Source organism: Streptomyces sp. NPDC051452, from assembly GCF_044454765.1.
In the GTDB taxonomy this organism is placed as follows: Bacteria; Actinomycetota; Actinomycetes; order Streptomycetales; family Streptomycetaceae; genus Streptomyces.
Genome location: NZ_JBITEB010000021.1, coordinates 25,101 through 46,353, shown reverse-complemented (window position 1 = coordinate 46,353; position 21,253 = coordinate 25,101). Strand labels below are relative to the sequence as shown.

Genomic DNA, 21,253 nt, shown 5'->3' with positions numbered 1-21,253 from the left:
CGCGTCTCTTCCTGGCCAACCCCCAGGAGGACATCCAGTGCACAACAAGACCTTCGTGGCCGTGGCGGCGGGGCTCTGCCTGGCCGCCCTCCCCGCCCTGACCGGGTGCGGGTCGGGCGGCACCGTGAAGGCCACGGACGCCAAGACCGTGACCCTCGTCAGCCACGACTCCTGGGCCGTCTCCAAGAACGTCCTCGAGGACTTCGAGAAGCGGTCCGGGTACAAGGTGAGGGTCCTCAAGGACGGCGACGCCGGACAGGCCGTCAACAAGGCCCTCCTCACCAAGGACAACCCCCAGGGCGACGTCCTCTTCGGCGTCGACAACACCCTGCTCTCCCGGGCCCTGGACAACGGGCTGTTCCAGCCGTACCGGGCCAAGGACTCCGCTCTGGTCCTGCCGCCGTACCGGGTCGACCAGGACAGGCACCGTGTCACGCCCGTCGACACCGGCGACATCTGCGTCAACTACGACAAGGCCTACTTCAGCGAGCACAAGCTGACCCCGCCGCGGACCTTCGCCGACCTGGCCGACCCCCGGTACAAGAACCTCCTGGTCACCGAGAACGCGGCCACCTCCTCGCCCGGCCTCGGCTTTCTGCTCGGCAGCGCCGCGAAGTTCGGCGACGACCGCTGGCCCGACTACTGGAAGAAGCTCAAGGCCAACGGCGTCAAGGTCGTCGACGGCTGGGAGCAGGCCTACTACCAGGAGTTCTCCGGCTCCTCCGAGGGCAGGAAGGCCGGCGGCGACCGGCCGCTGGTGGTGTCCTACGCCTCCTCCCCGCCCGCCGAGGTGATCTACGCCAAGAAGCGGCCCGCGACCGCCCCGACCGGGGTGTCGGCCGGGACCTGCTTCCGCCAGACCGAGTACGCCGGACTGCTGAGCAACGCGCGGAACGCCAAGGGTGGCAAGGCGCTCCTGGACTTCTTGCTCAGCAGGGAGTTCCAGGACGACATGCCGCTGAACATGTTCGTCTACCCGGTGCGCAAGGGCGCCCAGGTGCCGCCGGAGTTCGTGAAGTACGGCCCCCAGGCCGCGGACCCCCAGATCCTGGCCCCCGACAAGATCGCCGCCGACCGCGACCAGTGGGTCAAGACGTGGACGTCACTCGTACTGAAGTAGCCCCGCGCCGGAGCGGCGGCCGGACAAGCGCGGCACGGCTGGGCCTGATGGCCCTGCCCGTCGCGTTCTTCGCGCTGTTCTTCGCCTGGCCCGTGGCCGCGATCGTCGGCCGCGGCCTGAAGACGGACGGTGGCTGGCAGTTCGGGCGGATCACGGACGTCGTCACGCAACCGGACATCCGGCACGTGTTGTGGTTCACCACCTGGCAGGCGCTCGCCTCCACCGCGCTCACCCTGCTGCTCGCCCTGCCCGCCGCCCATGTCTTCGCCCGTCTGGACTTCCCGGGCAAGCGGCTGCTGCGGGCCGTCGTGACCGTTCCCTTCGTGCTGCCGACCGTCGTCGCCGGCAGCGCCTTCCTGGCGCTCGTCGGACGGGGCGGACTGCTCGACGAGCTGTGGGGGGTACGGCTGGACACCACCGTGTGGGCGATCCTGCTGGCCCACGTGTTCTTCAACTACGCCGTCGTCGTGCGCACGGTCGGCGGTCTGTGGGCCCAGCTCGATCCCCGGCAGGAGGAGGCCGCCCGGATGCTGGGCGCCTCGCCGTTCGCGGCCTGGCGGAAGGTCACCCTGCCCGCGCTCGCGCCCGCGGTGGCCGCTGCCGCGCTGATGGTGTTCCTGTTCACCTTCACCTCCTTCGGTGTCGTGCAGATCCTCGGCGGCCCCACCTTCTCCACCCTCGAAGTGGAGATCTACCGGCAGACCTCCGAGGTCTTCGACCTGTCCACGGCCGCCGTCCTCACCCTCGTGCAGTTCGCGGCCGTCGGCGCGATCCTCGCCGTGCACGCCTGGACCGTACGGCGGCGGGAGACCGCGCTGCGCCTCGTCGACCCGGGAACGACCGCCCGCAGGCCGCGCGGCGTACGGCAGCGGGCGCTGCTCGGAGCCGTCCTCGCCACCATCGCCCTGCTCCTGGTGCTGCCGCTCGCCGTCCTGGTCCGCCGCTCCCTGGACGCGCCCGGCCTCGGCTACTATCGGGCGCTGACGAACTCCGACGGCGGTACGTTCCTGGTGGCGCCGGTGCACGCCGTGTGGACCTCGCTGCAGTACGTGGCCGCCGCCACCGCCATCGCCGTGGTGATCGGCGGCCTCGCCGCCGCCGCGCTGGCCCGCCGGGACGCGGGGCGGCTGGTACGGGGCTTCGACGCGCTGCTCATGCTCCCGCTCGGCGTGTCCGCCGTGACCGTCGGCTTCGGGTTCCTGATCGCCCTCGACAAGCCGCCGCTGGACCTGCGCCAGTCCTGGATCCTGGTGCCGCTCGCCCAGGCGCTGGTGGGCGCCCCCTTCGTCGTACGGACCATGCTGCCCGTGCTGCGTGCGGTGGACGGCCGGCTCCGGGAGGCGGCGGCCGTGCTCGGAGCCTCGCCGTGGCGGGTGTGGCGCGAGGTGGACCTGCCGATGGTGCGGCGGGCGCTGCTGGTCGCGGCCGGGTTCGCGTTCGCCGTCTCGCTCGGCGAGTTCGGGGCGACCGTGTTCATCGCCCGGCCCGACAACCCGACGCTCCCGGTCGCCGTGGCCCGGCTGCTGAGCCGTCCCGGCGATCTCAACTACGGCCAGGCGATGGCCCTTTCGACGATTCTGATGGTGGTGTGCGCGCTCGCGCTGCTCGTCCTCGAGCGGCTGCGCACCGACAGGACGGGGGAGTTCTGATGCTGCTGGGCCTCGACGCCGCGACGGTACGCTTCGGCGGGCGGCCCGTGCTCGACGCGGTCGACCTCGCGGTCGCCGAGCACGAGGTGGTGTGTGTGCTCGGGCCCAGTGGCAGCGGCAAGTCCACACTGCTGCGCGCGGTGGCCGGGCTCCAGCGGCTGGACTCCGGGCGGGTGCTGCTCGACGGGCGCGACCAGCGGGACGCGCCCGCGCACCGGCGGGGTGTCGGGCTGATGTTCCAGGACCATCAGCTCTTCCCGCAGCGGGACGTCGGCGCCAACGTGGCCTTCGGGCTGCGTATGCACGGGGTCGCCAAGGGCGAACGCGAGGCCAAGGTGGGGGAGTTGCTGGAGCTGGTCGGGCTGCCCGGTGCCGAACGGCGGGCCGTGGCCTCCCTCTCCGGCGGCGAGCAGCAGCGCGTGGCCCTCGCCCGGGCGCTGGCGCCCCGGCCCCGGCTGCTCATGCTGGACGAGCCGCTCGGGCAGCTCGACCGCTCGCTGCGCGAACGCCTGGTGGTCGAACTGCGCGAGCTGTTCGGCCGGTTGGGGACGACCGTGCTCGCCGTGACCCACGACCAGGGCGAGGCGTTCGCGCTGGCCGACCGGGTGGTGGTGATGCGGGACGGGCGGATCGCCCAGTCCGGGACGCCTCTGGAGGTCTGGCAGCGGCCAGCCGACGCGTTCGTGGCCCGCTTCCTCGGCTTCGACAACATCGTCCCGGCGACCGTCGCCGGGACCGCGGCCGACAGCGCCTGGGGCAAGCTGCCGGTGCCCGACGGCTGCGCGCAGGGCGACCGCACGCTCCTCGTCCGGCCCGCCGGGGTACGGCTCGTGGCGCCCGGCGAGGGTTTGCCGTGCACGGTGACCGCCCGCACCTTCAAGGGCACCCATGTGTCCGTCCGCCTGCGCCCCCAGGACGGCCCGCCCCTGGAGGCGGCCTCGGCGCTCCGGGACGCGCCCGGGGTCGGAGACGCGGTCGGCGTGGAGTTCGACCCGGCGGAGATCGTCCTGCTCAGCTGATCACGGGGCGCCATGACCGGGCACCCCGGCCTGGCGGGCGTACGACCGCGGCCCGTCCCCGGTGACGGGGACGGGCCGCGGTGTGGTGCGGGGGGCGAGGGGTCAGCCGTCGTTGCGGGCCCCGCGCCGGCGCATGCCGAAGAAGACCGCGCCGCCACCGACGACGACCAGGGCGGCCGCGACGCCCGCGATCAGGCCGGTGTTGGAGTCGGCGCCGGTCTCGGCGAGGTTGGAGTCGGCGGCCGCCGGGGACGGCGCGTTGCCGGGGGTGCCCGCCGGGGCGGGGGTGGACCGGGAGGCCGACGGCGTCGGGGTCGCCGACCCGGTCGGGGCCGACTTCGACGGCGTCGGGGTCGAGGAGGCCGGCGGCGTCGGGGTCGGGCTCTCCTCCTTCTTGCAGGCGGTGGACGGGGTCACCAGATCCGGCTTGACGTCGGCGTCGACGATGTTGCCCGCCTTGATGTGGACACGGTAGGTCGCGTTCGGCTTCCAGTCCTCCCGGAAGGTGGCCTGGGTGCCCTCCTTGGATCCCTTGACCACCTGGTCGGCGACCTTCGTCTCGACGCCGCCGGCACCCTCGAGGAAGACGCTGACGGCGGCCGGGACGCCGGAGGCATCGATGTCGGTGACGACGATGACGCCCTTGGCACCGTCGCACTTGGCCTCGGCCTTGAAGTCACCGATGGCGCAGGCGAAGGCGGAGCTCGACAGTCCGAGCACCACCGCGGCCGAGGCGGACGCGACACCGAGGGCGCGCACGGAACGGCGTGCACTACGACGAGTTATGGACACGTTTGTCCTTTACAGAGCATAACTGCGGGGGGCTGAGGGGGAGTTGGGACGACGGATGAGGTGATGTCCCAGCGCCCCCAAGTGGCTCACAGGTCTATAAGCGCTCCGTCGGCAGTGTCAATGCATATGCCGTCAACAGCGAGCGGCTTTGCCCGTTTATTAACCACCGAGACGTTTGATCGCGGCCGGAGCCTGCTCGATCCGGTCAACGAGGGTGATTCGGGACTCCATTGACCGCCCCCGCGCCAGCGACCGCAGCAACGGCCACGCCGGCAACTCCCGTGTCCAGTGCGCCTCGTCCACGAGCACCATCGGCGTCGGCTCGCCGCGCGACTCGTAGTAGTTCGGGGTCGCGTTGTCGAAGATCTCCTGTACGGTCCCGGCGGCACCCGGCAGGAAGACCACACCGGCGGTGGACCGGGCCAGCAGGCCGTCCTCGCGGGTGGCGTTGGCGAAGTACTTGGCGATGTGCGCGGCGAACGCGTTCGGCGGCTCGTGGCCGTAGAACCAGGTGGGGATGCCCACCGACTCCCCGCCGCCGGGCCAGCGTTCGCGGACCTCGAAGGCGGCCCGCGCCCAGTCGGTGACCGAGGGGCGGAACGAGGGGGCCGCGGCGAGGATCCCGAGCGCGTCGTCGAGCATGCCGTCGTCGAAGGGCGCGGCGTAGGCACCGAGGTTCGCCGCCTCCATCGCACCGGGCCCGCCCCCGGTGGCCACCGTGAACCCGGCACGGGTCAGCTCGCGGCCCAGCCGGGCGGCGCCGGCGTAGGCGGTGGTACCGCGCGCCATGGCGTGTCCGCCCATGACCCCCACCACCCTTGACTTGACGAGGAGTTCGTCCAGGGCGTCGGAGACGGCGTCGTCGTGGACGGCCCTGAGCATCGAGGCGAAGACGTCGCCGTCGGCCTTCGTCCGCTGGAACCAGGCGTAGGCCCGCGCGTCCGGTGTCGCCTCGTAGCCCTCGCCCAGTGACGCGAACAGCTCGTCCGGCGCGTAGACGAAGCCGCGGTAGGGGTCGAAGGGGAGGCCGGGCATCGGGGGGAACACCAGGGCGCCCGACGACCGGACCCGGGCGGCGGCCTCGGGTTCCATCGGGCAGCCGAGGAAGACGGCGCCCGTCGTGTCGAGGCCGAGCAGGGCGTCGGTGCGGGCGGTCAGGTCGACGGCCTGCACACGGAACCCGGTCAGTGAGCCGTGCGCGGCGACCACCTCGTCGAACTCGGCGAGGGACTCTATCTCGCGGTCGGGGGCGGGTGGTTGCGGCTGGGCGGGTATCGGATGCACCCGCCCATGCTGGCACGGTCGTCCGGCCGGACGGGTCAGCCCTGGACCGCCGACGGGTCCATCCACATGACCTCCCAGGTGTGGCCGTCGAGGTCGTCGAAGGCCCGGCCGTACATGAAGCCGTGGTCCTGGGTCTCGCCGCTCGCCGTGCCGCCGGCCGCGAGCGCCTTGTCGACCAGCTCGTCGACCTTCTCGCGGCTCTCCGCGCTCAGACAGAGCAGCACCTCGCTGGTCGTCGTCGCGTCGGCGATCTCCTTCTTGGTGAAGGACGCGTAGAACGGCTTGGTGAGCAGCATCGCGACGATGGTGTCGCTGATCACCACCGAGGTGGCCTTCTCGTCGCTGAACTGGGCGTTGATCGTGTAGCCGAGTTCCGTGAAGAACTTCTTCGAGGCGTCGAGGTCGTTCACGGGCAGGTTGACGAAGATCATCTGCTGGTACATGGGGGCTCTCCCGTCAGGGTTCGACATGGTCGTCCGTCCGCGCCGGATCGCGGTCGGTGGGTAGACCGGCGTACCCCGCCGAACTCATCGGCGGGGTGAGGGAATCGTCGAAACGGGACCGCTCAGCGGACCAGCGGCAGGGCCGCCAGCGCGGCGATCACCGCGGTGAGCGGGACGAACAGGCCGATCAGGACGGCCGCGCGGAGGGCGGCGGCGGCGCGCAGCATGGTGGCCGGCGCGCCGAGGCGGAGCAGGGCCGCGATGGTGTCGGCGCGGCACTGGCGGGCCTCGACCGCCGCGGTGAGCAGGGTCGCGACCGCGCAGCCGCCGACCAGGGCCGCGCCGAGGGTGGTCAGCGGCCCGACGGCGCGCGCCGAGTGGTCGTACAGGGTGGCCATGGCGTAGCCGGCGGACGCCACCGCGCAGACCACGCCCAGGGGCCGGCCGATCCGGCCGGCCTCCGCCATGAGGACCCGGCCCGCGAGCAGCCGTAGCGCACCCGGGCGCGCCGCCTGAAGCAGCCGGCCGCTCAGATCGGTGAGACCGGGGGCGGCCAGGACGAGCCCGGCGGCGGTGAGCGACCAGCCGAGCAGCACGGCGACGGCTCCGCCGGGGAGGGTGGTGAGGGAGGGGGCGGAGGTGGAGCGGTCGGCGTACGCCGGCAGGGCGAGGCCGGCGGCGAGGAGGGCGATGCCCCAGGGCAGGCCCAGTCCGGCGGAGACCCGGTCGGCTCCGGCCAGGGCGGCGTCGGCCGAAGGGGAGCCGGCGGACCCGGGGTCCTCCGGGGCCGGGGTCTCGGCCGTGACCACCGAGTCCGGGGCCGGGGGCTCGCCGGTGGGCGGACCGCCCGGGGCAGGAAGCCCGGACGGCCCCGCGCCGCGCGACACCGGCGTGGTGCCGTCGGCCACCGAGACTACTGCCGCGCCGCTCAGGGCGACGGCCGCCCCGCCCGTCGGCACGGCGGGGGTGGCGTCCCGCGTCCCGGTGGCGTCCGCTTCCTTCGGCGCGGCGTCCGCGGGCCGGGGGCGGCGCCTCGCCCCGAACCGTCCGTAGGCCCCGAACGTCTCGCGCCGCGCGGCGCGCCCGTACGCGCCGAAGCGCCCGTACCCTCGGAACCCCGCGGTGGGGCGGGGATCGGTCGGCCGGAAGGCGAGGGCCACGGCCGCCGAGGTGATGGCCGGCGTCAGGGACAGCAGGATGAGGGTGGCCGGGGCGGGCAGGGGCTGGTCCGCCGCCAGGAAGTCCGCCGCGGCGCCGTCGAAGGGCATCCCCGTCAGATCGCCGCGCAGATGCAGGAAGGCCAGCAGGGCCAGCGTCGAACCGAGAGCGCACGCCAGGGCCGTGGTGAGGGCCGAGATCGCCATCAGCCGGGCCGGTCCGAGGCCGACGGCGGAGAGTCCGGAGCGCTGCCGGGTGCCGGGGTCGGTGCGGGCGACCGCGAGCGCGAAGTACACCGTGGCGGCCAGCGGCAGCGCGCACCACGCCAGGCGCAGCGCGGCGGCGTCCGCCGCCGCGGGGTGCTTCAGGGCGTAGCCCAGGCAGGACAGCAGCAGGAATCCGGTGCCCGCCGAGGCCGCCGCCACCAGCAGGCGGCGCAGCTGGACGGCGGGGCGGGCGGCGCGGGTCAGACGGAGAGCGAGCACGCGGCCCGGCCCTCCGCGTCGGCGACGTCCGGCAGGTGCACGGTGTTCACACGCCGGCCGTCCAGCAGGCCCACCGTGCGGTCGGCGAGGGCGGCGGTGTCCGGGTCGTGCGTGGCGAGGACCACCGTGATGCCGTGCGAGCGGGCCGCCGCGGTGAGCATGCGCAGGACATGGGCGCGGTCGGCGCGGTGCAGCGGGGCGGTCGGCTCGTCGGCGAAGAGGACCGTGGGCGCGGGGGCGAGCGCGCGGGCGATGGCGACGCGCTGGCGTTCGGTGTGCTGGAGCTCGTGCGGCCGTCTGCGCGCCTTGTCGCCCACGTCCAGGCGCTCCAGCCACTCCAACGCGGCCACCTTGGCCCGCCGGCGGCTGGTGCCGCGCAGCATCAGCGGCAGCGCGGCGTTCTCCCAGACGTTCAGCTCGGGGATCAGGACCGGCTCCGGGTCGATCCAGCCGAAGCGCTCCCGGCGCAGCCGCTCCCGCGCCATCGGCCCGAGGGTGTGGACGGGCGAGCTGTTGAACCAGACCTCGCCGTGCCGCACCGGCACCTGGCCCGACAGACAGCGCAGCAGCGTGGTCTTGCCGCTGCCGCGTGGGCCGCTGACGGCGAGGATCTCGCCCTCCCGCACGCCGAACGAGACCCCGGCGAGACCGGGGGAGCCGTCGGGGTGCAGAAAGTGCAGTGAGCGTGCCCAGAGCACGTCGTTGTCCGGCGGGGCCTCCATGGGCGTACACCTCGGTTCAGATCCGTTTTCCCGTGCCTGTTCCCCCGTGCGGGGGAACGAGGGCTGGGCCGATCGGTCACTGGAACGCTAGGCAGCCGGTGCGGTGTGGCCGGACAGCACACGGCCCCGGGCCGCCGTTCCCACTCGAACGGACGGCACCGGGGCCGGGGTCGATCATCCAGTCGGATGATCAGAGCTTCGTCCACGCCTCCGTGAGGGTGGCGCGCAGGATCTGCTCGATCTCGTCGAAGGTCTCCTGGTTGGAGATCAGCGGCGGGGCGAGCTGGATGACCGGGTCGCCACGGTCGTCGGCACGGCAGTACAGGCCGTTGTCGAACAGCGCCTTGGAGAGGAAGCCGTACAGGACGCGCTCGGTCTCCTCGTCGTTGAACGACTCCTTGGTGTGCTTGTCCTTCACCAGCTCGATGCCGTAGAAGAAGCCGTTGCCGCGGACGTCGCCGACGATCGGCAGGTCGTGCAGCTTCTGCAGGGTCTGCAGGAAGGCGCCCTCGTTGTCCAGCACGTGCTGGTTGATGCCCTCGCGCTCGAACAGGTCGAGGTTGGCCACGCCCACCGCGGCGGAGACCGGGTGGCCACCGAAGGTGTAACCGTGCAGGAAGGTGTTGTCGCCCTTGTAGAACGGCTCGGCGAGCTTGTCGGAGATGATGCAGGCGCCGATCGGGGAGTAGCCCGAGGTCATGCCCTTGGCGCAGGTGATCATGTCCGGGACGTAGCCGAACTTGTCGCAGGCGAACATCGTGCCGAGGCGGCCGAAGGCGCAGATGACCTCGTCCGAGACGAGCAGTACGTCGTACTGGTCGCAGATCTCGCGCACGCGTTGGAAGTAGCCGGGCGGGGGCGGGAAGCAGCCGCCGGCGTTCTGCACGGGCTCCAGGAAGACCGCGGCGACCGTCTCCGGCCCCTCGAAGAGGATCTGCTGCTCGATCTGGTCGGCGGCCCAGCGGCCGAAGGCCTCCGGGTCGTCGCCGAAGAGCGGGGCGCGGTAGATGTTGGTGTTCGGCACCTTGTGCGCGCCCGGGACGAGCGGCTCGAAGGGGGCCTTCAGGGCCGGCAGGCCGGTGATCGACAGGGCGCCCTGCGGGGTGCCGTGGTAGGCGACCGCGCGGGAGATGACCTTGTACTTGGTCGGCTTGCCCTGGAGCTTGAAGTACTGCTTGGCGAGCTTCCACGCGGTCTCGACGGCCTCGCCGCCGCCGGTGGTGAAGAAGACCTTGTTCAGGTCGCCCGGGGCGTAGTCGGCGAGGCGCTCGGCCAGCTCGACGGCCTTGGGGTGGGCGTAGGACCACACCGGGAAGAAGGCCAGCTCCTGGGCCTGCTTGAACGCGGTCTCGGCGAGTTCCGTGCGGCCGTGACCGGCCTGGACCACGAACAGACCCGCGAGACCGTCGAGGTAGCGCTTGCCCTTGTCGTCGTAGATGTAGGTGCCCTCGCCCCGCACGATGGTCGGGACGGGGGAGTTCTCGTACGAGGACATGCGGGTGAAGTGCATCCACAGGTGGTCGTACGCGGTCTTGCTGAGGTCCTTAGAACTCACGGTTATCGGGTTCCCCACATGTAGGTCTGCTTCTTGAGCTTGAGGTAGACGAAGCTCTCGGTGGAGCGCACGCCGGGCAGCGCCCGGATGCGTTTGTTGATGACGCCCAGCAGGTGGTCGTCGTCCTCGCAGACGATCTCGGCGAGGATGTCGAACGAGCCCGCGGCCATCACCACGTACTCGACTTCCGACATGTCAGTCAGCGCGTCCGCGATCGACTCGACATCACCTTCGACGTTGATCCCGACCATCGCCTGCCGGCGGAAGCCCACGGTGAGCGGGTCCGTGACGGCGACGATCTGCATCACGCCCTGGTCCAGCAGCTTCTGGACGCGCTGGCGCACGGCCGCCTCGGAGAGGCCGACGGCCTTGCCGATCGCGGCGTAGGGCCTGCGGCCGTCCTCCTGGAGCTGCTGAATGATGGCGAGGGAGACGGCATCCAAGGTAGGGGTGCCGCTCCTGGACTCGCGGGACGAGTCCCTCTGGTCTGCGCTTCGACTGGCCACGACGCCACTGTGCACGAGGTCTCGACAGTTTCGCAAGCCCTGAGCGATGAAATTCGTTGTCTGGGAGCCCGCAGTGTGCGGATTTCGCAGAAGTGATGGCGGCGGGGGTGTTGAAAACGTCGGTATGGCGATTAGGGTGGGGTGTCTCAGCGATTGGACAGCCGGAGCGGGCTGCACCGGCTGAGCCGCTAGAACCCTCGAACCAGATCAGGAGGCCGGCAGTGAGCACCGAGCTGCGTCGTCTGCGCAACTACATCGACGGTGAGTTCCGGGACGCCGCCGACGGACGGACCACCGAGGTGGTCAACCCCGCGACGGGCGAGGCGTACGCGACCGCGCCGCTGTCCGGACAGGCCGACGTCGACGCCGCCATGGAAGCCGCGGCCCGCGCCTTCCCGGCCTGGCGCGACACGACCCCCGCCGAGCGGCAGCGGGCCCTGCTGAAGATCGCGGACGCCTTCGAGGAGCGCGCCGAGGAACTGATCGCGGCGGAGGTGGAGAACACGGGCAAGCCCGTCGGGCTCACCCGCTCCGAGGAGATCCCGCCGATGGTCGACCAGATCCGCTTCTTCGCGGGCGCGGCCCGGCTGCTCGAAGGCCGCTCGGCCGGCGAGTACATGGAGGGGCTGACCTCGATCGTCCGCCGCGAGCCGGTCGGCGTCTGCGCCCAGGTCGCCCCCTGGAACTACCCGATGATGATGGCCGTGTGGAAGTTCGCCCCCGCCATCGCGGCCGGCAACACGGTCGTCCTGAAGCCGTCCGACACCACCCCGGCCTCCACGGTCCTGATCGCCGACATCATCGGTTCGATCCTGCCCAAGGGCGTCTTCAACGTCATCTGCGGCGACCGCGACACCGGCCGCGCGATGGTCGAGCACCCGACCCCGGCGATGGCCTCCATCACCGGCTCCGTCCGCGCGGGCATCTCGGTCGCCGAGTCCGCCTCCAAGGACGTCAAGCGGGTCCACCTGGAGCTGGGCGGCAAGGCCCCGGTCGTCGTCTTCGAGGACACCGACATCGCCAAGGCCGTCGAGGACATCTCGGTCGCCGGCTTCTTCAACGCCGGCCAGGACTGTACGGCCGCGACCCGCGTCCTGGTCCAGGAGTCCATCCACGACGAGTTCGTGGCCGCGCTCGCCAAGGCCGCCTCCGAGACGAAGACCGGTCAGCCGGACGACGAGGACGTCCTCTTCGGCCCGCTGAACAACCCGAACCAGCTCAAGCAGGTCGCGGGCTTCATCGACCGCCTGCCCGCGCACGCCAAGGTCGAGACCGGCGGCGAGCGGGTCGGCGACAAGGGCTACTTCTACGCCCCGACCGTCGTCTCCGGCCTCAAGCAGGATGACGAGATCGTCCAGAACGAGGTCTTCGGCCCGGTCATCACCGTGCAGTCCTTCTCGGACGAGGACCAGGCCGTCGAGTGGGCCAACGGCGTCGAGTACGCCCTCGCCTCCTCGGTGTGGACCAAGGACCACTCCCGCGCGATGCGCCTGTCCAAGAAGCTCGACTTCGGCTGCGTGTGGATCAACACCCACATCCCGCTGGTCGCCGAGATGCCCCACGGCGGCTTCAAGAAGTCCGGCTACGGCAAGGACCTGTCGGCGTACGGCTTCGAGGACTACACCCGCATCAAGCACGTCATGACCTCGCTCGGCGAGTGACGCCCCGCGCTCCACGGGGGCGTACGGCATGACACGACCGGCCTCGGACGGGCTCGCATCCCCGTCCGGGGCCGGTCGTGTCCTCGTCCGGGGCCATTGATCGACAAGGTGTCCGGCAGGCCGGGGCTTGCTCGACGCAGCGTCGATTGTCCGGCCGCGCGCGGGGGCGACATGCTGCCGGGGTGCCCCAGACTTCGTCACGTACCCCCGCGCCGTCCCGCCGTTCCCTCCTGCGCGCCCTCGGCGGCACCGCCGCGCTCGGCGCCCTGGCCGGCTGCGGGGTCCCCGCCGCCTACGTCGCCCCCGGCGAGCGCGCGGTGGCCGACACCTCCGCGGCCGACAGAAGGCTGAAGTGGGCGAACTGGCCGCTGTACATCGACACCGACGACGACAACCCCAACCGGCGGCCCACGCTGGAGGGGTTCGAGAAGCGCACCGGGATCTCCGTGGACTACGTCGAGGAGATCAACGACAACGACGAGTTCTTCGGCAAGATCAGCCCCGCGCTGATGAACCATCAGTCCACCGGCCGGGATCTGATCGTCGTCAGCGACTGGATGTGCGCCCGGTTCGTGCGGCTGGGCTGGGTGCAGCAGATGGACCGGGCCCACCAGCCGAACGTGGCGAAGCACCTGGACCCGCTGCTGCGCTCGCCCGCCTTCGACAAGGGGCGCCGGTACACGGTGCCTTACCAGTCGGGCATCACCGGCATCGCCTACAACCGCAGGAAGCTCGGCCGCGAGATACGGCACGTGAAGGACCTCTGGGCGAGCGACCTGAAGGGCCGCGTGACGCTTCTGTCCGGCCTGGACGAGTCCTTCGCGCTGCTGATGCAGGGCAACGGGGTGGACATCACCCGCTGGACCGCCGACGACTTCCACCGGGTCTGCGACCAGGTCGAACGAGAGGTCCGGCGGGGCCAGATCCGCCGCTTCACCGGCAACGACTACACCAAGGACCTGGTCAGCGGCGATGTCCTCGCCTGTCAGGCGTACTCCGGTGACGTCATCCAGCTCCAGGCGGACAACCCCGACATCCACTTCGTCGTCCCCGAGGAGGGCGCCGAGCTGTGGTCGGACTCCCTGATGATCCCCGACCGCGCCCGCCACAAGGCCAACGCCGAGCGCCTGGTCGACTATTACTACGACCCCGAGGTCGCCGCGAAACTCGCCGCCTGGGTCAACTACGTCTGCCCCGTCCCCGCCGCCCGCGAGGTCCTGGCGACGGCGAAGGACAAGGACACCGCGGCCCTCGCGAACAACACCCTGATCTTCCCCGACTCCGGCATGCGCGAACGCCTCGCCATCGCCCGGGACATCACCTCCACGGAACGGGTGGAGTTCGCGAAGCGGTGGAACCGGATCGCGGGGCTGTGAGACGGCACGGTACGGCGGCCCGACCCGCACGAGAGGGTTTTGAACACGTTCAAATGTAGGCGTACTCTCTGATCATGAGCGACAGAGCCGCCCTTCTCCGGGGCATCCGTGTCTGGCTGGTCATCTTCGTCGTGTGTCTCGTGCTCAGCGGGGCCACCGCCTTCCCGCTGGTGCACGAACTGCGCTGGACCGAGGGCGCCTTGCGCGCGCTGTCCGTGCCCGAGCACCTGCCGGCCCTCGTGGAATGGATCGCGAGGGTGCGGCGCGGGCTCGACACCGTCGACGCCGAGTACCCGTTCGTGCTCTACGGGACCGACTGGCTGGCGTACGCGCACCTGGTCATCGCGGTCGCCTTCTACGGCCCGTACCGGGACCCGGTCCGCAACATCTGGGTGATCGAGTTCGGGATGATCGCCTGCGCGGGGATCGTCCCGCTCGCCCTCGTGTGCGGACCGGTGCGCGGCATCCCCTTCTGGTGGACCCTGATCGACATGTCGTTCGGGATCTTCGGTGTCGTCCCGCTGTACGTCGTACGCAGGAAGATCAAACGGCTGGAGGCCCTCGGTGGGCCGCCCGTGCCCACCGCCGTCGCCGTGACCGGGTGACCGAGCCGGGGCTCAGCGGTTGAACGCGGGGTAGCCGAACCGCTCGGCGGTGGGCCGGCCGTCGCCCTTCGCGTCCGTCGACTCCACCGAGTAGACGAGGGTGCGGGACAGGTCGCGGGTCGCGGCGATCACGGTGGCGTAACCGGGCCGCGATCCCGTCTTGCCCCAGATCACCTTGCCGTTCAGGTCGAACCGCTCCAGGCCGGCGCTGTAGCGCGCGCCGGGCACGTCGGGAAGCGTGAACATCTCCTTCAGCTGTGGTTCGGGCACCACCCGGCCCCGGAACAGGCCCACCAGCAGCCGCTCCAGATCGGCGGTCGTCGAGATCAGATCGCCGGCCGCCCAGCGGTCGGACATGTTCCAGTCGGTCACGTCGACCAGCTTGCCGTCGATCCAGTCGTAGCCCCGGTCGTGCGGCCCGTGGATATAGGGGTCCGCGCCCACGGGGAAGGAACTGTCCCGCATCCCCAGCGGCCTGAAGATCCGCACCGCCGCCTGGTGCGCGTACGAGTCGCCGGTCACCTTCTCGATGAGCATGCCGAGCACGGTGTAGTGGATGTTGTCGTACTCCTGGTGGGTGCCCGGCTCGTACCCCGGTCCCTGTGCCACGGACGCCGCCACGACCTGCCGGGGCGTCAGTGTCTCGAAGCGGTGCGGGTAACCGTCCTCGACCGTGTCGCCGAGGGACGCGCCCGAGTGCAGGCCGCTGGTGAAGTCGAGCAGCTCGCGCACGGTGATCGGGGCGAAGTCCTCGGTCAGCAGGCCCGGCAGGTAGTGCTGCACGGTGCCGTCGAGGTCGAGGCGTTTCTCGGCGGCCAGCTGCAGCACGATCGCCGCCGTGACCACCTTGGTCACCGAACCGGCGCGGAACCGACCGTTCTCCAGGGCCGGCGCCCCGCTCCGGATGTTCCGCACCCCGGCCGTGCCGCGCCAGGTTCCCTGGCCGCCGACGCGCAGTTGGGCCGCGGTGGCGTCGTGGTCGGGAAGTCCGGCTATCGCCGCGGCGAGGGCCTCGGCGTCCGGGCCGGAGGTCGTGCCGTTCGCCCCGCCGGCCCGCGCGAGGGCCGGAGCGCTTGCCGTCGTCGGCCGGCCGGGTGCGGCGAAGGCGGGCGCGGCCAGCGGGCCGGCGGCCAGCGCGACGGCGAGTCCGGCGGCCAGGACGGTGGCGCGGCTGTCTCGGCGCATGGGTGACTCCTCGAATGATCGCGGTGACGGTTCGCGATCATCCTCCGTCCGCGCGCCGGGCCACGGATCCTCACCAGGAGGGAGCTGCGACCCGGACGTGTCCCTGCGACAACGCCCCGCGGAGGTAGCGGAGTTGTCCGGGGTGTCCCCTACGGGAACAGGTTGCCCCCATGGGGGATGCCGAGGAGTCAGACGTCCTGGGTGCGCAGGGCGTGCAGGACGTCGATCCGGTTCGTCGTGATCGAGTCGACCCCCAGGTCCAGCAGCCGGCGCAGGGAGCGGCGGGTGTCCGGGGTCCACACCGACAACAGCCGGCCTTCGTGGTGGACGCGCGCCGCCAGGTCCCGGGTCACCAGCGAGAAGCGGTAGTTGAGCCAGCGCGGCTCGACCGCGTCCAGCAGCGCCGGCCGGGGCGGGGCCAGGCTCGTCCAGGTGAGGGCGATCTCGGCGGCCGGGTCGGCGGCACGGACGGCGAGCATCGCCTCGGCGCCCGCGCAGTAGTAGACGCGGTCCCGCGCCCCGCTCTGCCGGACCACGTCCACGACCCGGTCCGCGAACCGCCGGTCCACCCGCCCGCACAGGTCCACCATCACCCGGCTGTCCCCGGTCGCGGCCAAGGCCTCCGCGAACGTCGGCACACCGCCCGCCGTGAGTCCGCGCAGCTCCTCGGCCGACAGCGCGCGCAGCGGCCGCCGCACCTGCCACAGCCGCTCCAGGCTCCCGTCGTGCAGCAGCACGGGGACACCGTCACGGGTGAGCCGTACGTCGACCTCGACCGCGTCCGCGCCCTGGTCGAGCGCGGAACGCAGCGAGTCGATCGTGTTCTCGCGGAAGCGGTAGGGGTCGCCGCGGTGGGCCACGGCGGTCACGGTCTGCATGCCTCCATTGTGGCCGTGCCGTGAGGCCTGCCGTGCCGTGAGGTCGCCGCGGCCGTGTCGCCGTGGCGGTGGCGGGTGGCGGGGAAGGGCGCGGTGGGGCGGGGCGCGGTGGGCGGACCTCAGCCGGCGAGCCGGTCGGCGGTGTAGGTGTCGATCTCCGCCGCGAGTCGCGCCTTGCCCTCGGGATCCAGGAACGACGCCTCTACGGCGTTCTTGGCGAGGTCGGCGAGGCCACGCTCGTCCAGGTCGAGCAGACGGGCGGCCACCGCGTACTCGTTGTTGAGGGCGGTGCCGAACATCGGCGGGTCGTCCGAGTTGATCGTGACCAGCACCCCGGCGCGGGTGAACTCCTTGAGCGGGTGCTCCTCCAGGGTGCGCACCGCGCGGGTGGCGATGTTGGAGGTCGGGCACACCTCCAGCGGGATGCGGTGCTCGGCGAGGTGCGCGAGCAGCCTGGGGTCCTGCGCGGAGCTGGTGCCGTGCCCGATGCGCTCGGCGCGCAGGTCGTTCAGCGCGTCCCACACCGTCTCCGGGCCGGTCGTCTCACCGGCGTGCGGGACGGAGTGCAGCCCCGCCGCGATGGCCCGGTCGAAGTACGGCTTGAACTGCGGCCGGGGCACACCGATCTCGGGCCCGCCGAGGCCGAAGGAGACCAGGCCCTCCGGGCGGATCCGGTCGTCGGTGGCCAGCCGCACGGTCTCCTCCGCGGATTCCAGGCCGGCCTCGCCGGGGATGTCGAAGCACCAGCGCAGGATCGTCCCGAAATCGGCCTCGGCCGCCTTCCGGGCGTCCTCGATCGCGGCCATGAACGCCGTCTCCTCGATCCCGCGCCGGGTGGAGGAGAAGGGGGTGAGGGTCAGCTCGGCGTACCGCACCTGCTGGCGGGCCAGGTCGCGGGCCACCTCATAGGTGAGCAGCCGGACGTCCTCCGGGGTGCGGATGAGGTCGACGACCGACAGATACACGTCGATGAAGTGCGCGAAGTCGGTGAAGGTGAAGTAGTCGGCCAGGGCCTCGGGGTCGGTGGGCACCTTGGAGTCGGGGTGGCGGGCGGCCAGTTCCGAGACGATGCGGGGGGAGGCGGAGCCGACGTGGTGGACGTGCAGTTCGGCCTTGGGCAGCCCGGCGATGAAGGTCCGCAGATCGCGGGCGGCCGTGCCGGCGGCGGGTACGGAGCTGCTGTCGGTCATGGGGTCCTCCCCGGGACGGGCGCCCGCGGAACGGAGTCCGGTCCGGGCGCGGTGATCGGCTGATCGATGACGCGGGATCATCGTAGGCCCCGGTCCGCGCCGTCCTGAGCCGGCCGTAACATGACGGGACGTCCAGCAGAAGGGGTCCTCCAGCATGTCCGACGAGGTGCCGCAGCCCATACCGTCGGAGCGGAGCGCCGGGGGAGCACCGGCGTCACCTCGCGTGTCCCTGGACAAGCCGACGGCACCACCGACGCCCGCCGAGCCGCGGGACGCGGCACCGGCCCAGCTCCCTGTTTCCGACTCCGCCGTCGGCTCGGGTTCCGGCGCCGGTCCGGTCCCCGGCTCCCCGCCCGGGCCCGCCGGTTCCGCCCAAGGCCCCGTCCCCGGTCCGCGCTCCGCCCCCGCCGCCGACCAGCGGACGCTGCCCTCGCTGCCGACGGCTCCGCCCGTGAGCGCCGAGGCCGGCGCCGGGGCCCCGTCCGGGCCCGGCTCCGGGCCCGCGTTCCGCCCCGCACCGTGGGCCGGTCCGGGCGCCCCCGCCGCGCCCGCGGTGCAGGCGTTCGCGCCGCCGGCCGGGCCCGTCGCCCCTCCGCTCTACCCACCGCCGGCGAACCCCTTCGCCCCGCCCACCGCGCGGCAGGGGGGAGTGGAGCCGGTCCCGCCGCCCCCCATCGCGCCCGACGGTCCGGGGCAGGTGCCGTACGGATACCCGGGCGGCCCGTCGGCCTACGGTTACCCCGGGCAGGGACAGCAGCCGGCGTACGCCGTCCCCTACCCGGGTCCGAGCGGTTACGGCTGGCCCGGTCTGCGGCCGCCGCCGCGCGACGGCTTGGGAACGGCCTCCCTGGTGCTGGGCATCCTCGCGTCCATCGGCTTCCTGCTGTGGCCGGTGGCGCTGGTGCTGGGCATCCTGGCGGTCATCTTCGGCGCGATCGGCCGGGGCAAGGCCCGTCGGGGCGAGGCCACCAACCCGGGCGTGGCGCTGGCCGGGCTGATCTGCGGAGCGGTCGGCATCGTCCTGGTACTCGGACTGTTCGCCTTCGTCATCGCGCTCAACCCCTGAGGGGCAGCCCCCTGAGGCGGGCCAACGCCTGAGGGGAGCAACCCCTGAGGGAGGGCAACCCCTGAGGGGGGTCCCTGAGGCGGGGCCGAGCGTCAGGGGTTCAGCAGGCCCGGGGCTCGGCAGGTCGGGAGCTCGGCATGACGCCCGAGCCACCGCGCGACCCTAGGCACCCCTCGGCACCCCCCCCCACCGAACCCAACACCCCTCAACCCGCCACCCTCAGCCCCTACCCCTCAACCCTGCCCCCCTCAACCTCTCCCGCGCCTCCATCAAAGCGAAGCCCAGCAGGTTGGGGCCGCGCCATCGCTCCGGGTCCGAGGCCGCCTCGTCCGTCGCCGCGAGGCCGATGCCCCAGACGCGGTCCACGGGGCTCGCCTCCACCAGGACCCGGTCGCCGGTGCCGAGCAGGAACGCCCGCAGGTCCCCGTCGGCCGCGAACTTGTGCACGCTGCCCTCGACCACGACTGCGAACCGCTCGCGCCGCCATATCGCGTCGTCGAAGCCCCGGACCAGTCGCCCCGCCTTCTTGGCCTCGGACGGATGCGTGGCCTGAAGGACCCGGCGCTCCGCCTCGGCGTCCCCGAACAGCCGCGCCTTGCCGGCCATCATCCAGTGCTCGGCCGTCGCGTACCGCACGCCGTCCACCACGAACGGTGACGGCCACCACTGGCTCAGACAGCTCGCGCCGATCCCGCCGTCGGGCCGCGGCCGGTGTCCCCAGAAGTGCAGGTACTTCACGCGGCCGCCCGCCCGGACCTCGCTGATCAGCGCTTCCCGCCCATCGATCTTCCCCATGCACGCGAGTCTGGCACGCACCACTGACACTCCGTCCGTCCTTTTCCGCCGTGACTCGACACCTGGTCGACAGATTCCGTTGCGTAACCAAAAGGCAACAACGGAATCACTTGTTGCAGCCCTATGGCTCTGTCAGGATCGGCACTCAAATCGAGCTGGAGCTACGCCACCCGCCCCCCGGGACGGGCGAACGGCGGAGGAGAGCGACATGCAGAACCCGGGCACCGCCACCCCGGAACGATTCCCCGCGCAGGACCGATTCGCGGACGGCGCGCAATTCGTCGCGGGACGCCTGAGCAAGGGCACCTCGGGTCGATCCCATTCCGTGGTCGACCCCGCCACCGGCGCGGAGGTGTACACCTACGAGCTGGCCGGCGCCGACGACGTCGACGCGGCCGTCGCCGCCGCCCGTGAGGCCTTCCCCGCCTGGGCGTCGACCACCCCGGGCGAGCGCTCGGACGCCCTGCACCGGTTCGCCGCCGTGGTCGCCGAGCGCGCCGAGGAGTTCGCCCGTGCCGAGTCGCTGCAGTGCGGAAAGCCGCTGAAGCTCACGCGTGAGTTCGACGTGCCCGGGACGATCGACAACATCGCCTTCTTCGCCGGTGCCGCCCGGCATCTGCAGGGGCAGTCCGCCGGTGAGTACTCGAGCGACCACACCTCGTACGTCCGGCGCGAGCCGATCGGCGTCGTCGGGTCCATCGCCCCCTGGAACTACCCGCTCCAGATGGCCGCCTGGAAGATCCTTCCGGCGATCGCCGCCGGCAACACCATCGTCCTGAAGCCCGCCGAGCTGACCCCGCTCACCTCGCTGCTGTTCGCCCAGGCCGCCACGGACGCCGGTATCCCCGCCGGTGTGGTCAACATCGTCACCGGTACCGGCAAGGAGGCCGGCGAGCGTCTCGTCGGCCACCCCGACGTGGCCATGACCTCCTTCACCGGGTCCACCGGCGTCGGCAAGCGCGTCGCCGAGATCGCCACCGCCACCGTCAAGCGGCTCCATCTGGAGCTGGGCGGCAAGGCCCCCTTCGTCGTCTTCGACGACGCCGACCTGGAGGCGGCCGCCAACGGCGCGGTCGCGGGCGCGCTCATCAACACCGGGCAGGACTGCACCGCCGCCACGCGCGCGTATGTGCAACGACCGCTGTACGACGCCTTCGTGGAGCGGACCGCGGCCCTGATGGAGACCGTGCGACTGGGCGACCCGTTCGCGCCGGGCACCGACCTCGGACCGCTCATCTCGCACCTCCAGCGGGACCGGGTCGCCGGTTTCGTGGACCGGGCGCGTGACTACGCGCGCGTGGTGACCGGCGGCGAGGCTCCGCTGGGCGACCTGGAGAAGGGGGCCTACTACCGGCCCACCCTGGTCGCCGACGCGGCGCAGGACAGCGAGATCGTCCAGTCGGAGATCTTCGGACCCGTACTGGTCGTGCTGCCGTTCGACGATGACGACGAGGGCATTCGGCTGGCCAACGACACCCCCTACGGCCTCGCCGCGTCCGCGTGGAGCGGCAACGTCTTCCGCGCGAACCGGGCCACCCGCGAGATCAAGGCGGGCTGCGTCTGGATCAACGACCACATCCCGATCATCAGCGAGATGCCGCACGGCGGTTACAAGGCCTCCGGCTTCGGCAAGGACATGTCGGCGTACTCGTTCGAGGAGTACACGCAGGTCAAGCACGTCATGTTCGACAACACCGCGGTGGCCAGGAAGGACTGGCACCGCACCATCTTCGGGGACCGGTAGAGAAGTTCCCGGCCACGTAC

General features: G+C 71.9%; 18 protein-coding genes and 1 pseudogene. 8 read left to right on the top strand and 11 right to left on the bottom strand.

Annotated elements, in window-relative coordinates; translation table 11 throughout:
- Positions 1–37: 37 nt before the first annotated feature.
- The 3 genes from ACIBA9_RS34095 to ACIBA9_RS34085 are packed head-to-tail and all read left to right on the top strand — an operon-like array spanning position 38 to position 3,788.
- Complete coding sequence (locus tag ACIBA9_RS34095; RefSeq protein WP_399369167.1) at positions 38–1,120, top strand: thiamine ABC transporter substrate binding subunit; 1,083 nt, start codon at positions 38–40, stop codon at positions 1,118–1,120.
- 47 nt (positions 1,121–1,167) lie between these two features.
- The gene (locus ACIBA9_RS34090) at positions 1,168–2,769 is read left to right on the top strand and encodes an ABC transporter permease (RefSeq protein WP_399369165.1); all 1,602 of its coding nucleotides are present in this window, start codon (positions 1,168–1,170) and stop codon (positions 2,767–2,769) included.
- On the top strand, positions 2,769–3,788 hold the full coding sequence (locus tag ACIBA9_RS34085; RefSeq protein ID WP_399369163.1) for an ABC transporter ATP-binding protein: 1,020 nt from the start codon (positions 2,769–2,771) through the stop codon (positions 3,786–3,788). Before ACIBA9_RS34090 ends, ACIBA9_RS34085 begins: the two co-directional genes overlap by 1 nt.
- A 102-nt stretch (positions 3,789–3,890) precedes the next feature.
- Here ACIBA9_RS34085 and ACIBA9_RS34080 read toward each other — a convergent pair whose 3' ends face one another.
- From ACIBA9_RS34080 to ACIBA9_RS34050, 7 genes are all read right to left on the bottom strand, one after another.
- The gene (locus ACIBA9_RS34080) at positions 3,891–4,580 is read right to left on the bottom strand and encodes an LAETG motif-containing sortase-dependent surface protein (protein WP_399369161.1); all 690 of its coding nucleotides are present in this window, start codon (positions 4,578–4,580) and stop codon (positions 3,891–3,893) included.
- A gap of 159 nt (positions 4,581–4,739) precedes the next feature.
- Positions 4,740–5,864, bottom strand: a complete 1,125-nt coding sequence (locus ACIBA9_RS34075) for an LOG family protein (protein WP_399369159.1) — start codon at positions 5,862–5,864, stop codon at positions 4,740–4,742.
- Positions 5,865–5,899: 35 nt separating this feature from the next.
- A complete protein-coding gene (locus tag ACIBA9_RS34070; protein ID WP_362161090.1) occupies positions 5,900–6,307 on the bottom strand; it encodes a VOC family protein in 408 nt (135 codons plus the stop codon).
- Between the two features lie 122 nt (positions 6,308–6,429).
- The gene (locus ACIBA9_RS34065; RefSeq protein WP_399369157.1) at positions 6,430–7,950 is read right to left on the bottom strand and encodes a hypothetical protein; all 1,521 of its coding nucleotides are present in this window, start codon (positions 7,948–7,950) and stop codon (positions 6,430–6,432) included.
- Entirely contained in the window at positions 7,932–8,672 is a 741-nt protein-coding gene (locus ACIBA9_RS34060; RefSeq protein ID WP_399369155.1) for an ABC transporter ATP-binding protein, read from the bottom strand. Before ACIBA9_RS34060 ends, ACIBA9_RS34065 begins: the two co-directional genes overlap by 19 nt.
- A gap of 190 nt (positions 8,673–8,862) precedes the next feature.
- Complete coding sequence (locus ACIBA9_RS34055) at positions 8,863–10,245, bottom strand: aspartate aminotransferase family protein (protein ID WP_362161099.1); 1,383 nt, start codon at positions 10,243–10,245, stop codon at positions 8,863–8,865.
- Positions 10,230–10,748 carry an Lrp/AsnC family transcriptional regulator gene (locus ACIBA9_RS34050; RefSeq protein ID WP_362161102.1) on the bottom strand — a complete coding sequence of 173 codons (519 nt, stop codon included), beginning with the start codon at positions 10,746–10,748 and terminating at the stop codon, positions 10,230–10,232. The genes ACIBA9_RS34055 and ACIBA9_RS34050 overlap by 16 nt, the downstream gene beginning before the upstream one ends.
- Positions 10,749–10,954: 206 nt before the next feature.
- Here ACIBA9_RS34050 and ACIBA9_RS34045 point away from each other — a divergent pair, with 206 nt between their 5' ends.
- The 3 genes from ACIBA9_RS34045 (at position 10,955) to ACIBA9_RS34035 (ending at position 14,375) form a co-directional block, all read left to right on the top strand.
- A complete protein-coding gene (locus ACIBA9_RS34045) occupies positions 10,955–12,394 on the top strand; it encodes a gamma-aminobutyraldehyde dehydrogenase (protein WP_399369153.1) in 1,440 nt (479 codons plus the stop codon).
- A 182-nt stretch (positions 12,395–12,576) separates the two neighbouring features.
- Positions 12,577–13,770, top strand: a complete 1,194-nt coding sequence (locus ACIBA9_RS34040) for an extracellular solute-binding protein (RefSeq protein WP_399369151.1) — start codon at positions 12,577–12,579, stop codon at positions 13,768–13,770.
- A 74-nt stretch (positions 13,771–13,844) separates the two neighbouring features.
- Positions 13,845–14,375, top strand: a complete 531-nt coding sequence (locus tag ACIBA9_RS34035; protein WP_399369149.1) for a hypothetical protein — start codon at positions 13,845–13,847, stop codon at positions 14,373–14,375.
- Positions 14,376–14,387: 12 nt separating this feature from the next.
- Here ACIBA9_RS34035 and ACIBA9_RS34030 read toward each other — a convergent pair whose 3' ends face one another.
- From ACIBA9_RS34030 to ACIBA9_RS34020, 3 genes and pseudogenes are all read right to left on the bottom strand, one after another.
- Positions 14,388–15,560 carry a serine hydrolase domain-containing protein gene (locus ACIBA9_RS34030; RefSeq protein WP_399369147.1) on the bottom strand — a complete coding sequence of 391 codons (1,173 nt, stop codon included), beginning with the start codon at positions 15,558–15,560 and terminating at the stop codon, positions 14,388–14,390.
- 188 nt (positions 15,561–15,748) lie between these two features.
- A complete protein-coding gene (locus ACIBA9_RS34025) occupies positions 15,749–16,438 on the bottom strand; it encodes a glycerophosphodiester phosphodiesterase (RefSeq protein WP_399369145.1) in 690 nt (229 codons plus the stop codon).
- Between the two features lie 119 nt (positions 16,439–16,557).
- A pseudogene (locus ACIBA9_RS34020) lies at positions 16,558–17,764 on the bottom strand (adenosine deaminase).
- 18 nt (positions 17,765–17,782) lie between these two features.
- Between ACIBA9_RS34020 and ACIBA9_RS34015 the strand changes: the two are divergent.
- Positions 17,783–18,694, top strand: a complete 912-nt coding sequence (locus ACIBA9_RS34015; protein WP_399369143.1) for a DUF4190 domain-containing protein — start codon at positions 17,783–17,785, stop codon at positions 18,692–18,694.
- Between the two features lie 219 nt (positions 18,695–18,913).
- On the opposite strand, the gene ACIBA9_RS34010 is transcribed toward ACIBA9_RS34015, so the two are convergent.
- Positions 18,914–19,489: an NADAR family protein gene (locus ACIBA9_RS34010; protein WP_399369141.1), complete on the bottom strand. Its 576-nt coding sequence runs from the start codon at positions 19,487–19,489 to the stop codon at positions 18,914–18,916.
- Positions 19,490–19,697: 208 nt separating this feature from the next.
- Between ACIBA9_RS34010 and ACIBA9_RS34005 the strand changes: the two genes are divergently transcribed.
- On the top strand, positions 19,698–21,233 hold the full coding sequence (locus tag ACIBA9_RS34005; RefSeq protein WP_399369139.1) for a gamma-aminobutyraldehyde dehydrogenase: 1,536 nt from the start codon (positions 19,698–19,700) through the stop codon (positions 21,231–21,233).
- Positions 21,234–21,253 lie beyond the last annotated feature (20 nt).

Coding starts and splice junctions, on each gene's coding strand:
- ACIBA9_RS34090 (WP_399369165.1), top strand. CDS start 1,168: ATGGCCCTGCCCGTCGCGTTCTTCGCGCTGTTCTTCGCCTGGCCCGTG.
- ACIBA9_RS34085 (WP_399369163.1), top strand. CDS start 2,769: ATGCTGCTGGGCCTCGACGCCGCGACGGTACGCTTCGGCGGGCGGCCC.
- ACIBA9_RS34070 (WP_362161090.1), bottom strand. CDS start 6,307: ATGTACCAGCAGATGATCTTCGTCAACCTGCCCGTGAACGACCTCGAC.
- ACIBA9_RS34060 (WP_399369155.1), bottom strand. CDS start 8,672: ATGGAGGCCCCGCCGGACAACGACGTGCTCTGGGCACGCTCACTGCAC.
- ACIBA9_RS34035 (WP_399369149.1), top strand. CDS start 13,845: ATGAGCGACAGAGCCGCCCTTCTCCGGGGCATCCGTGTCTGGCTGGTC.
- ACIBA9_RS34030 (WP_399369147.1), bottom strand. CDS start 15,560: ATGCGCCGAGACAGCCGCGCCACCGTCCTGGCCGCCGGACTCGCCGTC.
- ACIBA9_RS34025 (WP_399369145.1), bottom strand. CDS start 16,438: ATGCAGACCGTGACCGCCGTGGCCCACCGCGGCGACCCCTACCGCTTC.
- ACIBA9_RS34015 (WP_399369143.1), top strand. CDS start 17,783: ATGTCCGACGAGGTGCCGCAGCCCATACCGTCGGAGCGGAGCGCCGGG.
- ACIBA9_RS34010 (WP_399369141.1), bottom strand. CDS start 19,489: ATGGGGAAGATCGATGGGCGGGAAGCGCTGATCAGCGAGGTCCGGGCG.
- ACIBA9_RS34005 (WP_399369139.1), top strand. CDS start 19,698: ATGCAGAACCCGGGCACCGCCACCCCGGAACGATTCCCCGCGCAGGAC.